This is a genomic window from Microbacterium sp. bgisy203 (assembly GCF_057706945.1).
Genome location: NZ_JBYIPF010000001.1, coordinates 550,837 through 563,747 on the forward strand (window position 1 = coordinate 550,837; position 12,911 = coordinate 563,747).

11 protein-coding genes and 1 tRNA gene are annotated in these 12,911 nt (G+C 71.2%); all 12 read right to left on the reverse strand.

Annotated features, from left to right (window positions below; genetic code table 11):
* Positions 1-59: 59 nt before the first annotated feature.
* The 12 genes from AC3ENQ_RS02710 to AC3ENQ_RS02765 all read right to left on the reverse strand — a co-directional run bounded on the left by AC3ENQ_RS02710 (position 60) and on the right by AC3ENQ_RS02765 (position 12,871).
* Complete coding sequence (locus AC3ENQ_RS02710; RefSeq protein WP_431801431.1) at positions 60-2,084, reverse strand: TPM domain-containing protein; 2,025 nt, start codon at positions 2,082-2,084, stop codon at positions 60-62.
* A 5-nt stretch (positions 2,085-2,089) separates the two neighbouring features.
* The gene (gene ilvA, locus AC3ENQ_RS02715) at positions 2,090-3,325 is read right to left on the reverse strand and encodes a threonine ammonia-lyase (protein WP_431801753.1); all 1,236 of its coding nucleotides are present in this window, start codon (positions 3,323-3,325) and stop codon (positions 2,090-2,092) included.
* Positions 3,326-3,327: 2 nt separating this feature from the next.
* On the reverse strand, positions 3,328-4,527 hold the full coding sequence (locus tag AC3ENQ_RS02720) for an AI-2E family transporter (RefSeq protein WP_431801432.1): 1,200 nt from the start codon (positions 4,525-4,527) through the stop codon (positions 3,328-3,330).
* A gap of 56 nt (positions 4,528-4,583) precedes the next feature.
* Positions 4,584-5,150 (reverse strand): LemA family protein, encoded by a 567-nt coding sequence (locus AC3ENQ_RS02725; RefSeq protein WP_431801434.1) that lies wholly within the window; start codon positions 5,148-5,150, stop codon positions 4,584-4,586.
* Positions 5,151-5,270: 120 nt separating this feature from the next.
* Positions 5,271-6,587 carry a D-arabinono-1,4-lactone oxidase gene (locus AC3ENQ_RS02730; protein WP_431801436.1) on the reverse strand — a complete coding sequence of 439 codons (1,317 nt, stop codon included), beginning with the start codon at positions 6,585-6,587 and terminating at the stop codon, positions 5,271-5,273.
* Positions 6,587-7,822, reverse strand: coding sequence for an alanine racemase (locus AC3ENQ_RS02735; protein ID WP_431801438.1), 1,236 nt, complete (start codon positions 7,820-7,822; stop codon positions 6,587-6,589). The genes AC3ENQ_RS02730 and AC3ENQ_RS02735 overlap by 1 nt, the downstream gene beginning before the upstream one ends.
* 445 nt (positions 7,823-8,267) lie before the next feature.
* The gene (locus AC3ENQ_RS02740; RefSeq protein ID WP_431801440.1) at positions 8,268-8,675 is read right to left on the reverse strand and encodes a GNAT family N-acetyltransferase; all 408 of its coding nucleotides are present in this window, start codon (positions 8,673-8,675) and stop codon (positions 8,268-8,270) included.
* A gap of 92 nt (positions 8,676-8,767) precedes the next feature.
* A tRNA-Leu gene (locus tag AC3ENQ_RS02745) sits at positions 8,768-8,840 on the reverse strand.
* Positions 8,841-8,924: 84 nt separating this feature from the next.
* Positions 8,925-10,412 (reverse strand): NAD(P)/FAD-dependent oxidoreductase, encoded by a 1,488-nt coding sequence (locus AC3ENQ_RS02750; RefSeq protein WP_431801755.1) that lies wholly within the window; start codon positions 10,410-10,412, stop codon positions 8,925-8,927.
* Between the two features lie 92 nt (positions 10,413-10,504).
* A complete protein-coding gene (locus tag AC3ENQ_RS02755; RefSeq protein ID WP_431801441.1) occupies positions 10,505-11,836 on the reverse strand; it encodes a S8 family serine peptidase in 1,332 nt (443 codons plus the stop codon).
* Positions 11,833-12,303: a DUF501 domain-containing protein gene (locus AC3ENQ_RS02760; RefSeq protein ID WP_431801757.1), complete on the reverse strand. Its 471-nt coding sequence runs from the start codon at positions 12,301-12,303 to the stop codon at positions 11,833-11,835. Before AC3ENQ_RS02760 ends, AC3ENQ_RS02755 begins: the two co-directional genes overlap by 4 nt.
* 136 nt (positions 12,304-12,439) lie before the next feature.
* A complete protein-coding gene (locus tag AC3ENQ_RS02765; protein WP_431801443.1) occupies positions 12,440-12,871 on the reverse strand; it encodes an FtsB family cell division protein in 432 nt (143 codons plus the stop codon).
* Positions 12,872-12,911 lie beyond the last annotated feature (40 nt).

Sequence of the window (12,911 nt, forward strand, 5' to 3'; positions counted from 1 at the left end):
CCGAGGTTGCGGCGACCCCGACCCTCGAGGCCGGGCCGGGATGCCGGGTGTCCGCACGCCTAGAAGCGGCGACCGCCCGAGCGGCCCGACGACCGGCTGCTGCCGGAGGAGCTGCTGCGGGAGGAGCTGCTGCGGCTCGATGAGCGCGAGGATGTGCTGCGCGAGGATCGCCACGACGACCCGCTCGATGATCCACCACCCCATCCCGACGATCCGCCGCCGCCCTCTCCGGACGTGCTGAAGGCGCCGACCAGCAGACCGATCAAGGCACCGGTCGCGGCGGCGACTGCGGCGAGCTGCGGATCGTCGTCGGCACCGAGGCCCACGCTGAACCCCGCGACGCCGCCGATCAGCCCGCCCGAGAGGGCACCGCCGACGCGCGCGCCCGCATCGCCGGAATCACCGGACCGTACCGACCGCGGCGACGCGCTCTCGGACGATTCGTCGTCGTACATCACGGCGGTGCGCGACCGTACCGGGCGGACGAACCGCGTCGACCGTCCCCCTGAGCCCGCCGCGCCGCTCGCACCGCCCCCCGCCGCGCCGCTCGCGGCCGCACCCCCGATGAGGCCCTGGACCTGGTCGGCGAGGGCGAGGGCTTCCGTGGCCGCCTTCTCCGTCTCGTCGACGGTGGGCGCCGCCGCGGCGTCGTCGAGTCGGCGCCGGGCCAGCTGCAGCCGCGCCAGTGCGAATGCGCTGACCTCGCCGGGGCGTGCCCGCGCCGACGCCTCGGCGGCGGTCACGACGGCGGTCGCCCGATCGAGCGCCGATCCCGTGGCCGCCGTGAGCTGACCGGCATCCGGCGCCCCGGCCGGCGATTCCGAGGCGCGCGCGGCCAGAGCGGCGCTCTGCGCCTCGACGGCGTCACGAAGAGCTTTCGCCTCGGCGAGCTGCCGCTCGATCTCGTGCACGCTCCGCTCGACCTGTGTCGGCTTTCCCGTCTCCACGGCCCGCTCGAGCGCGTCGAGTTCGGTGTCGGCGGCCTGCAAGCGGCGGGCTATCTCGGCGGGGTTCCGCGCGACCGCGACGAGGTCGGCGGCGGGGTAGGTCGCCGACAGGGCCGAGAGGGCGCGCTCCGCGTCGGTCGCGTAGCACTCGGCATCCGCGCGTGCCGCGCGCAGCCGCGTCACCGTCTCGGGTCCCGCGGCGGCAAGCGACCGCAGCGCCGCCAGCGCACGGGTGCGCCCGTCGAGCGCGCGGTCGACCTCGTCGCACAGACCGAGGATCCGCTCGGTCCACGCGCGCGTCTCCTCGAGCGTGTCCTTCTCCGAGTCCTCCAACCGCGTGAGGAGCGCGAACGCCTCCTGCAGGCGGACGCGGCACTCGTCGAGGGTCTTCTGGAAGTCGGCGGTCGCCTCGTCGCCGAACTCCGCGGTGACGAAACCGAGCTCCTGTGCGCTCGTCGTCACCGCCTCGTCCGTGCGGACGAGCCGCTGCGCGGCGCGCTTCTTCTGCCCCTCGAGGGTGCGCATCTCCGCCGCGCGCTCGGCTCTGCGGCGGAGGAACCGCACGAGGGTGATCGCGACGTAGATGAGGAGCGCGAGGCCCGCGACCCCCAGCGCCCAGACCCACCACGGCGTCGGCACCTCGGAGAACTCATCGGCGACGAACGCGATGCCGCCGGCCCAATCGTCGTTCGAGAGGTAGCGCGAGCCGAGCGCTTCTTCGATCTCGAGCACGCGCGACTCGGAGAGGGGTCCTGCCGCCGTGCCATCGCCCCCGTACTCCGCGGAGATCGCGAGGGTCCGCCCCTCGGTCGCGATGGCGAGGAGGTACTGATCGGATGCCAGGTTGTTGCGGAGGGCGGTCTGGTCTGCCCACGGGAGGGCATTCGACGGTTCGCTGAAGTCGGGGACGAGCACGACGAACAGCTCCGGCAGATCCTCGCTCTGGGCGACGGCGCTCAGGCGCTCCTCGAGGCGCGCTTCGTCGGACGCGCTGAGCACGCCCGATTCGTCCGTGATGTACCCCGCGTCGAGGTCCATCGGGGCCGCGGCGGAGGCGACTGCCGCCGGGAAGAAGAGCATCGCCGCGGCCAGCACCGCAGCCGCCCACGCTGACCGCACGCGTCGATGTGCCAGCATGCGCCTCAGTCCTCGACGACGCGGGGAGAGAAGCCCGCACCCTCGAGCACCGAGATCACGTGGGCGCGATGCTCCGCCCCACGGGTCTCGACGCTCAGCTGCAGGATGACCTCGCTGATCTGCAGACCCTGGCCGTGGCGCGTGTGCAGCACCTCGATGACGTTCGCCCCCGCGACCGACAGCAGTTCCGACACGCGCGCGAGCTGCCCGGGGCGATCGGGCAACGGGATCTGGAGCGTCATGTATCGACCGGATGCCGCGAGCCCGTGCGCCACGACGCGCTGCAGCAGCAGCGGATCGATGTTGCCGCCCGAGAGGATGACGGCAGTGGGTCCGGTCGCCTCCACCTTGCCGGCGAGGATCGCGGCCACCCCGACCGCACCGGCGGGTTCGACGACCTGCTTCGCGCGCTCGAGGAGGATGAGGAGGGCACGCGCGATGTCGTCGTCGGTGACGGTGACCACCTCATCGACGAGTTCGCTGATGATCTCGAACGGCAGGTCGCCCGGGCGCGCGACCGCGATGCCGTCGGCGATCGTGGGCGTCGTGTCCACCGTCAGGGGCTCCCCCACCGAGAGCGAGGCCGGGTAGGCGGCGGAGTTCTCGGCCTGGACGCCGATGACCCGCACCGTCCGACCCTCGGCGGCCGCGCGCGCTTTGACGGCCGCGGCGACACCCGCGATGAGTCCGCCCCCGCCGATGCCGACGATCACGGTGTCGAGGTCCTCCACGGCATCCCACAGCTCGAGCCCGAGCGTCCCCTGCCCGACGATGATGTCGCGGTGGTCGAACGGGTGGATGAGGACGGCACCGGTGCGCTCGGCGAACTCGGCCGCGAGCCGCAGCGGTGTCTCCACGGTCGCGCCCTCGAGGATCACCTCGGCGCCGTAGCCGCGCGTGGCGAGGAGCTTCGGGACGGGGACGCCGAGGGGCATGAAGATCGTCGCCGGGATGCCGAGCTTCTGCGCCGCAAGAGCGACGCCCTGCGCGTGGTTGCCCGCCGATGCCGCGACGACCCCGCGCGCCCGCTCCTCTTCGGTCAGGCGGGAGAGCCGGTAGGTCGCGCCGCGGATCTTGAACGATCCGGTGCGCTGCAGGTTCTCGAGCTTCAGGTGCACCGGCTGGCCGAGGACGTCGGAGAGGTGCTCGGAGACGTCGAACGGCGTCGGGACGACGACGTCGCGGAGGGTTGCCGCGGCATCCTCGAACTCGGCCAGCGTTGGAATCGACGAGGTGGTCATGGTCACGCGGGTTTCCTCCTCGTGCGGGGAACGGTGCTCCAGATGAGATCGGGCGATTCGGGCGCGTTCTCGGGATGGTGTCGCCGCGAGAGGTAGACCGCGACGACGTTGACGAAGGCGGCGAGCGGCACGGCGAACAGGGCACCGGGGATGCCGGCGATCATGGCACCACCGGCGACCACCAGAACGACCGCGAGGGGATGAACCTTGACGGCCGAGCCCATGAGCAGCGGTTGCAGGATGTGGCCCTCGATCTGCTGCACGCCGAGGACGACCACCGCCATCCACAGGGCGATCCACGGGCCGTTGTAGACGAGGGCGAGGAAGACCGCGAGCGTCCCCGTGACGATCGCGCCGACGAACGGGACGAACGCGCCGATGAACACCAGGACGGCGATCGGGATGGCGAGCGGCACCTGCAGCAGGAACGCGCCGAGACCGATGCCGATCGCGTCGATCGTCGCGACGAGAAGCTGCGTGCGCGCGTAGGTCACGACGGTCGCCCAGCCGGCACGACCGGCGCCGTCGACGTCGGCGCGCGCCTTGCGGGGGAAGAGGCGCACCACCCAGCGCCAGATGCCGGCGCCGTCGGCCAGGATGCACAGCAGGATGAAGAGCGCGAGCACCGCGCCCGTGACGACGTGGCCGACCGTCGAGCCGACGGCGAGCGCGCCGGAGAGGAGCAGGTCGATCTGCTGCTGCAGGAAGGTCGCCGCCTGGCGCAGTCCGTCGTCGATCTGCTCCGGGGTGAGGTGGAGTGGCCCGTCGATGAGGTACTGGCGGAGCTGCTCCACCGCCTCGACGGTGCGGGAGCGGACGCTCGGCCACTGCAGCGACACCTGCCAGATGACGAGCCAGAACAGTCCCGCGACGATCGCGAGCGTGCCCACGACGGAGATGACGATCGCGAGCCAGCGGGGGACGCGGTGGCGCAGCAGCCAGCTGAATCCCGGCCACAGGAGCGCGGCGATGAGGATCGCGACGAGAAGCGGCACGACGAGCAGCTTCAGCTGGATGATGAGCCAGATGATGATGCCCGCCGCGATCGCGATCACGACGAACCGCCAGGCGTAGGCGGTCGTGACGCGAAGTCCGTGCGGCAGGCTGTCGCCGATCTCGGTGCGGACGGTCTTCGTGCGGATCGCGTCCATCAGGGAGGCGCGCGACTTCTCGTTCTCGCGCGTCGGGTCCGTGCCGCTCATCCCGTCAGTCTAGGACGCGGCGTATGCCCCCGATCGGACATGTCGCGCGGCGCGAGTCAGAACTGGATGCGGGGCGGTTCGGCGATCGCCGCTCCGCCGGCGACCTCGAAGAACTCGCGCTCGTGGAAGCCGAGGTTGCGCGCGAACAGGTTGTTCGGGAACACCTTGATCTTCGTGTTGAGCTCGCGGACGCCGCCGTTGTAGAAGCGGCGGGATGCCTGGATCTTGTCCTCGGTGTCGACGATGGACTGCTGCAGCTTCAGGAAGTTCTGGCTCGCCTGCAGCTGCGGGTAGGCCTCTGCCACGGCGAAGAGCGACTTGAGCGCCTGCTGCATATGCCCTTCCGCCACCCCGGCCTCGGCGGGCGAGTCGGCGCCGAGGGTCTCGGCACGCGCGCGGGTGACGTTCTCGAACACCGCCTTCTCGTGCGCGGCGTATCCCTTCACCGTCTCGATGAGGTTCGGAAGCAAGTCCGCCCGACGCTTCAGCTGCACCGTGATGTCACTCCACGCTTCGTCGACGCGGACGTTGAGCGCGACGAGCGAGTTGTAGGTGGACCACAGGTAGATCCCGATGATCACCACCAGTGCGACGATGATCAGGACTGGGATCAACCACGCCATCTCCATGAGACTCCCCTCGATGCTCTGATCATCCTATCCGCGCGCTGTTCGCCTACCCCACCCGGATCGCACTTCCCAGGCAGATCGCAGTTCTCCGGCACGAGCGCGGGCCGTCGGGCACTATTCGCCGAGGACGCGCGTGAGGTACGGGTTCCGGAAGAGCCGGTCGGGGTCGAGGCGGTCACGCAGCGCGACGAAGTCGTCGAAGTGCGGGTACAGGGGCCGGAGGGCTACGGCATCCATCGTGTGCATCTTGCCCCAGTGCGGCCGCCCGCCGTGCGCACGCAGGACCTCCTCGACGGCGGCGAAGTAGTCGGTCGGGTCGTGCTTCACGTAGCGGTGCACGGCGATGTAGCCGCTCGTGCGCCCCGTCGCGGTCGACATCCACAGGTCGTCGGCCGCGGCGACGCGCACCTCGATCGGGAACTCGATGCGCCACTCGTGCTCGGCGATGACCTGCTGGATGACGCGGAAGGCGGCTCCGAGTTCCTCGATCGGCACCGCGTACTCCATCTCGCGGAAGCGGACGCCCCGGCTCGTCGCGAACACCCGGTCGGAGGAGTCGGAGAAGGTGCGGTCGCCCCACACCCGCGCCGACAGGGTGTTGATGCGCGGGACGAGGGCGGGCACGGCGCGCCCGACGCTGCAGACGGCCTGGTGCACGACGTTGCCGACGAGCACGTCGTCGACGACCTTCGCGGTGCGCGAGAGCGGAACAGTCTCGGCATCCGCGGGGAGTCGCGTGTTCGTCTTGGTGAGCGCCGTGTCGGTGTGCGGGAACCAGTAGAACTCGAAGTGGTCGACGGCGTCGGCGCGGGCGCTGAGGTCGTCGACCACGCTGTCGAGCGGCTCGGGGCGCTCGACGGCTTCGAGCGCGAACGCCGGCACGCACTGCAGCGTGACGTCGACGAGGATGCCGAGGGCGCCGAGCCCGAGGGCGACGGCGGGGAGGAGTTCGGGGTTCTCGTCCTCGGAGACGGTGAGGAGCTCCCCGTCGGCGGTGACGAGGGTCGCCGCGACCACCTGGGTCGCGATGCCGCCGAATCGGATGCCGGTGCCGTGCGTGCCGGTCGAGATCGCGCCGGAGATCGACTGCCGATCGATGTCGCCGAGGTTCTCCATCGCGAGCCCGTAGGGTGCGAGGAGCGCGGGGATGCGGTGCAGGCGCGTCCCGGCGAGCAGCCGCGCGCGGCCGCGATCGCGGTCGACGGAGACGAGGCCGGAGAGCTCGGTGAGTTCGAGGAGGGTGCCCGGGGCGACGGCGATGCCGGAGAAGCTGTGGCCCGCGCCCACCGCCTTGATCGGGCGCCCGCGGGCAGCGGCGGAGCGCACGGAGCGGCGCACGGCCTCGATCGTGCTCGGATACTCGACGAGCTGCGGGCGGACCTTCTCGGTGCGCCCCCAGTTCTCCCACGTGCCGCCGGGTCTGGTCGCCATCAGAGGAAGCTCTTCCCTTCTCCGCGGTAGGTCGCGGCCTCGCCGACGACGCGGTCTCCGGTCGTGAGGACGTAGCGGTCGACGCGCTCGGCGAGCTCGCCGCTCTTCGCGTGCCGGAACCAGACGCGGTTGCCGATCGCCAGGCCGCCCGCGGCTGCTCCCTGGAGTGGTGTCTGCACCTCTCCCGCGCCTTCGCGCGCGAGGGTGCGAAGGCCCTCGGGCCACACCGGGAGGGGTTGGCGCGACGCGACCGGCGGACCCGACGCGATCCAGCCTCCGCCGAGGACCGTCGCGATGTCGGCCGTGGGGCGCCGGACGACGTCTAGCGCGAACGCCGCCGCCGGAGCGGGTGTGAAAGCGCGATAGAGGTCGAAGAGGTGCCCGGCGAGCAGGCCGCTGCCGGCGGTCGTCTCGGTGACGGCGAGATCGGATGCCGTGGACTCGAGCGACCCGGTCCCTCCCCCGTTGACGAACTCGAGCGTCGCGATCTCGCGGAGTGCAGCGACGATCGCACCACGCCGGTCGAGGAGCTCCTGCCCGGACCGGCGCTGCATCCAGCGGATGACGCCGTCGCCGCGGCCGGTGTCGTCGGGCTGTCCCGCGATCTGCGCCTCGTACATCATGAGGCCGACGAGGGCGAAGCCCTCGCGGGAGGCGATGTGCCGGGCGAGGCGGGTCACGTCGCCCGGCTCGTGCAGGGGCGAGCGCCGGACGCCGATGTGCCCGAGCACAGGGGCGCGCCACGAGGCATCCGCGTCGATCGCGACCCGGATCTCACAGCGCGTGCCGGGCGGTGCGACGGCGTCGACGAGGTCGAGCTGGGCGACTTCGTCGACCATGAGGGTGATGCGCGCCGCCTTCGCGCCGTCGGCGGCGAGCGCGGCGAGCGCCGCGCGGTCGGCGGTCGGGTAGCCGAGGACGATGTCGTCGTGGTCCTCCGCGAGCCAGAGGGCTTCGGCGAGGGTGAACGCGAGGATGCCGCGGTACCCCGGCATCCTCAAGGTCGCATCCAGCACCTCGCGGACGCGGATCGACTTGCTCGCGACGCGGATCGGGACCCCGCTCGAGCGGACGACGAGGTCGAGGGCATTGTGGCGGAGGGCCTCGACGTCGATGCTCGCGACCGGGGCCGAGAGGTCGGCAACCGCGGCGGAGCGTGCGGGCCAGTAGGTCGCCGGGTCATGCCAGGCCTCCGCCGGTGTCGGCGCCGAGGCGGCGAGGAGGTCGAGGCTCATGCAGGCGGGCTCCTTCAACGGTGGGGCGGGGTGGCTTCAGCCTACGGCGGGATGGGGAACACCCGATGCACGCCGTGGCCGAGCCGGTGGCATCCTTCGAACGGAATAGAGACGCCCTCGCCCGCGACGATCGTGTGGGCGTGTCACCCGCCGAACTCGGCGGAGATGACGAGCGGGGTCTGATTCGCGTTGCATGCCTGACTGATCCTCGCGGTCACGTCGGACGCGACGGGAGGGAGGCTCTGGCCGAGGGTGCGTGCGGGGTTCGCGGTGATCTTCGCGAGGTCCGCGAACGCGTCGCGAAGGTCGGACCGCGATGAACGGCTCGGATCGGGGCATGCCGCCGACGGCCGTCCCGATCGACACTGCCAGGCGGACAGGCGACGGCGGTGCGGCGCGCCGGTCGGGGTGGGATCTCTTCAGTTGGTTGAAGACAAGCGCGTCGTCATCGCGCCGGCCGGACCATCGCGTTCGCATCCGGCGCGGCGAAGCCGAACTGTTCGTAGAGTCCGTGCGCATCGCGTGTGAACAGCACCCAGCGGAAATTCCGCCCCGGCCCCTCGTCGACCATCCGACTGATCAGTCGTTTTCCCAGATCGTGCCCCCGGTGCTCCTCGCGCACGAAGACATCGGCGAGGTAGGCGAAGCTCACGCCGTCGGACACCGCACGTGCGAACCCGACGAGAGCGCCCGTGTCGGCGCAGTACGCCCCCACCACGCGCCAGGCGCCCGCGATCTGGGCATCTACGTCGGAGCGACTGCGCTGGCGCCCCCAGTACGCTTCCGTCGACAGCCACTCCCAGATGGCGTCGGGCTGAAGCCGCCCGGGGTCGTCGTCGAGTTCGTAGTTCACGGGATCATTCTGGCCCACGGGCGCCATGTCCGAGGTCGCCGCTAGCGTGTGTGCGAGTGACCTCGCCCGCCCGGGACCACCGGCCGGGGTCGTGCCCCCGCTGGGACTCGAACCCAGACTGAAGCGATTTTAAGTCGCCTGCCTCTGCCATTGGGCTACGGGGGCCCGAGGCCAGGGTATCGGGCAGCACAGGGCCTTTCGGCTCGCTGGCGCTCACGGGGCGCCCGACGACCGCCGGCCGACCGCGTGTCAGCTCGAGGCGGCGGCCTTCTTCTTCGCGGGAGCCTTCTTCGCGGCAGGCGCCGGCTTCTCGGCATCCTTCGGCCCGGCGGCCGCAGCCCCGGAGACCGCAGGAGCCGCTCCCGTCTTCTCCGCCTTGACCGACTTCGGGTCGATCGCCGGCGCGGCGGACTTCTCGGGTGCTGCCGGACGCGGACGCGCGGCGAACTCCTCGAAGACATAGCGCGGGTGCTGTACGGCCTGCAGCGACACGTTGTCGCGGTTCAGCCAGAAGTTGTGCCACCAGTCACCGATGACGCGCCACTTGCGCTCCCACGACGGCATCGCGAGGCCGTGATAGCCGCGGTGCGCGCACCAGGCGATGAAGCCCTTCAGCGCGATCTTGCCCGACTGGAAGACACCGTTGTAGAGTCCGAGACCCGCGACGGCGCCGAGGTTCTTATGGTAGTACTCGCGGGGCACCTCGTCGCGGAGGACGGCGATGACATTGCGGGCGAGCAGCTTCGCCTGACGCACGGCGTGCTGAGCGTTCGGCACGCAGTACCCGCCGACGCCCCCACCGGTGAGATCCGGCACGGCAGCGACGTCACCGGCGGCCCAGGCTCCCTCGACGATCTCGTCGGGCGAGCCCACGCGCAGGTCGGCGCGGGTGCGGATACGACCGCGCTCCTCGACGGGCAGATCGCTGCCGCGCACGACGGTGGGGTTCGCCATGACGCCGGCGGTCCAGATGATGAGGTCGGTGGGGATGGTCTCCCCCGTCGAGAGCTCGACGTTGCCGTCGACGGCGCCGGTGACCTGCGTGTCGAGGTGCACCGACGCCCCCCGCTTGGCGAGGTCCTTCAGCACCCACTCGCTCGTCTTGAGCGACACCTCGGGCATGATGCGCCCCATCGCCTCGACGAGGTGGAAGTGCGTGTCGTCAAACGTGAGCATCGGATAGTCCTTGAGGAGCGAGGACGCAAGTGCGCGCGTTTCGGCGAACACCTCGATGCCGGCGAAGCCACCGCCGACGACGACGACGGTGAGCAGACGGTCGCGCTCCGGCCCGGCGGGCAGGTTCGCGGCGCGGTCGAAGTTCGACAGGATGCGGTCGCGGATGGCGACGGCCTCTTCGATCGTCTTCAGACCAATGGCGTTGTCGGCGATGCCCGGGATCGGGAAGGTGCGCGAGACGGCTCCGGCGGTGACGACGATCTGGTCGTAGGACTCCTGCCAGGGCTCGCCGGTCTCGGGCGTCAGCGTCGCCGTACGGTTCGCGTGGTCGATGCCGGTGACCTTCGCCGTGATGACGCGCGTCTTCTTGAGGTGTCGACGGAGCCCGACGATCGCGTGCCGCGCCTCGATCTCGCCGGCCGCCACCTCGGGGAGGAACGGCTGGTACGTCATGTAGGGCAGCGGGTCGACGATCGTGACCTCCGCCTCACCCTTGCGCAGGTGCTTCTCGAGCTTCCATGCGGTGTAGAAACCGGCGTAGCCACCGCCGACGACGAGGATCTTGGGAACGGTGCCGTTTTCAGCGGTGTGGTTCGCGGAAGGAACAGCCGTAGTGGACGCTGTGTCAGTCACAGGTGGAAGAACTCCTTGGATCAACGGCTCGGAGGACGTGCGCGCTCCGATCTGATGCGCCGGGCAGCAGCGGTGACACCGAGCGCCACCAGTATAGCGGCCAGGGTGAGGGTCGCGAGCGGCACCGTGCCGTATCGGAGGGTGTCGAAGGTCGGGAGAAGCGGCGAGCGCTGCGCCACGGAGTCCGCTGCGGGAAGCTGGGGCAGCGTCACGGGAGTGCTCGTCGGCACGGGCGCCGGCTCCGCTTCGGCCCGTCGGTACAGGCGCACCCACTCCTTGAGGCTTCCCATCGGGTTCGCCGAGACCGACGGCACCTGTGCCGACACTGCGGCGGCGGCATCCACCAGCCCGTACCCGTAACGCGCGTCGGGCACACGCGTCGCACCCGCGGCGGGCCGCGCGGTGCGGATGATCCGGTTGATGACGTTGTTCGCGTCGAGGTCGGGGTGGGCCGAGCGCACGAGCGCGGCGATGCCCGCGACGATGGGCGCGGCCCCGCTCGTCCCGTCCCACTGCACGACCGTCCCGTCGGCGGACACGCCGAGGAGTTGCTCACTGGGCGCGGAGATCCCGATCGTGATGCCCTGCGTGGATGCCTGCTCGCTCGCGACCCCGTCGCGCGTGACGCCGCCGACGGTGAGGACGCCGGGGATCGTCGCCGGCGCGCCGACCTCCTCCGTGCCGTTCCCCTTGTTGCCGGCGGCCACGATCACCACGACGTCGTTGTCGAAGGCGTACTGGAACGCCCCGTCCCACGACCGGTCCCACGTGAGGGTGTTCGTCGTGAACGACAGGTTGATGATGTCGGCGCCGTTGTCGACCGACCAGCGGATCGCGTCCGCGACCTGGTCGACGAACGGCACCGACGAGGTCGCGCCGAAACCGATGGAAATCGACAGCAGACTCGCTTCGGGGGCGACGCCGATCATGCCGGTGTCGGGCCCGGTGCCCCGCGCGGCGGCGAGCGAGGCGACCCAGCTGCCGTGGTTCGCGTCGACCGCCCCGACGGGTTTGCGGCCGTCCGACGCCCCGACGCCCGAGAAATCGGCTCCGCCGACGACCGCGCCGGAGAACTCCGTCGGCGAGCGCCCGATACCGGTGTCGATGATCGCGATCGTCGCGCCTTTGCCCTTCGTGGTCTCCCACGCGTTCCGGATGCCGTACTCGTCGAGCCAGTACTCCGCGGCGCGCGCGGGGTCCTCCTCAGCCTCGGGCGTCGCGGGCGGAGCGGTGGACTCCGGCGCGATGGATGCCGGGAACTCCGACGCCGACGCGGGCAGCGCTCCCCCGAGGGCGAGCGCGAGCACGAGCACGAGCGCGGCCAGCCAGGGTCGCGCGCCGCGCGCACTCACGTGCGCTCCCTCGGGTTCGCGCACGTGCAGCGCTCGGGCGACCAGTCGCCGCGCGCGAGCGCGAGGTCGCCGATGGGGTTCACCCCGGGGCCGGCGGCGAGCGCGTGCCCGGCGAGGGCGTGCAGGCACTTCACGCGGGTCGGCATCCCCCCGGCGGAGATGCCCTCGATCTCCGTCACCTCCCCGTAGACCGCGCGGTCGGAGAGGTACGCCTCGTGCGCGGCACGGTAGGCCTCGGCGATGTCCTCGTCGGTCTCCAACAGCGCGGCGAACTCGCGCATGACCTGCCCGGCTTCGAGCGCCGACATCGCGGCCGTCGCGCCGGGGTGGGTCAGGTAGTAGAAGGTCGGGAACGGCGTGCCGTCGGGAAGGCGCGGCTCGGTCGCGACGACGGTCGGATTGCCGCACACGCACCGAGCGGCGATGCCCACGACGCCGCGCATGGGACGACCGAGCTGCTCGCGCATGACCTCGAGGTCGGCATCGGTCGCGGGGCTGAGCGTGGGGTGCGGCACCGGTCCAGGGTACCGGGGGCGCCTGACGGAGTGCTGGACCGCGACGCGTCGGAGACCGGTGCGTCCAGATGGCGACGCGTCGGCCCTGTCAGCCCGGAGCGTCTGTCGCGGTCTGCGCCGTGCCGGAGGCGGTGACCGAGCGCAGCAGCTGCGCCATCCAGTCCGAGCGCGTCTCGGTGACCTCGTCGCTCACGGGAGCCTGCTCGGGCGGGATCGACGAGGCGGGAAGGTCGTCGTCGACGAGGTAGACGACCTCACCGGGGCGCACGTAGTACAACCGCGCGCGCGCCTGCGATGTGACGTAGGCGGGATCGGCCCAGCGCTTCTTCTGCTCTTCCAGAGCCGCGACCTCATCGGTCGTCAGCTGCACCGAGTGCTCGAGCGCGGCGACCTGCTGGCGCTGCGCGAGGTAGGTGCCCGCCGTCGGCACGAGGACGAAGACGGCGAGGACGACGAGACCCAGCATGATGCCGGTGAAGGCGGAGAAGCGGATGCCTCCCGCCCAGTCGCGGACGTCCACCCGACCCCTCGTCCGAGCATCGGGGTGCCGTGGCGAACGA

What these genes read in the sequence shown, in the direction of transcription:
- AC3ENQ_RS02760 (WP_431801757.1), bottom strand. Translation starts at nt 12,303, where the DNA reads ATGCGCGAGCAGCTCGGTCGTCCCATGCGCGGCGTCGTGGGCATCGCC.
- ilvA (WP_431801753.1), bottom strand. Translation starts at nt 3,325, where the DNA reads ATGACCACCTCGTCGATTCCAACGCTGGCCGAGTTCGAGGATGCCGCG.
- AC3ENQ_RS02710 (WP_431801431.1), bottom strand. Translation starts at nt 2,084, where the DNA reads ATGCTGGCACATCGACGCGTGCGGTCAGCGTGGGCGGCTGCGGTGCTG.
- AC3ENQ_RS02725 (WP_431801434.1), bottom strand. Translation starts at nt 5,150, where the DNA reads ATGGCGTGGTTGATCCCAGTCCTGATCATCGTCGCACTGGTGGTGATC.
- AC3ENQ_RS02735 (WP_431801438.1), bottom strand. Translation starts at nt 7,822, where the DNA reads ATGAGCCTCGACCTCCTCGCCGCCTCGGCGCCGACACCGGCGGAGGCC.
- AC3ENQ_RS02730 (WP_431801436.1), bottom strand. Translation starts at nt 6,587, where the DNA reads ATGGCGACCAGACCCGGCGGCACGTGGGAGAACTGGGGGCGCACCGAG.
- AC3ENQ_RS02720 (WP_431801432.1), bottom strand. Translation starts at nt 4,527, where the DNA reads ATGAGCGGCACGGACCCGACGCGCGAGAACGAGAAGTCGCGCGCCTCC.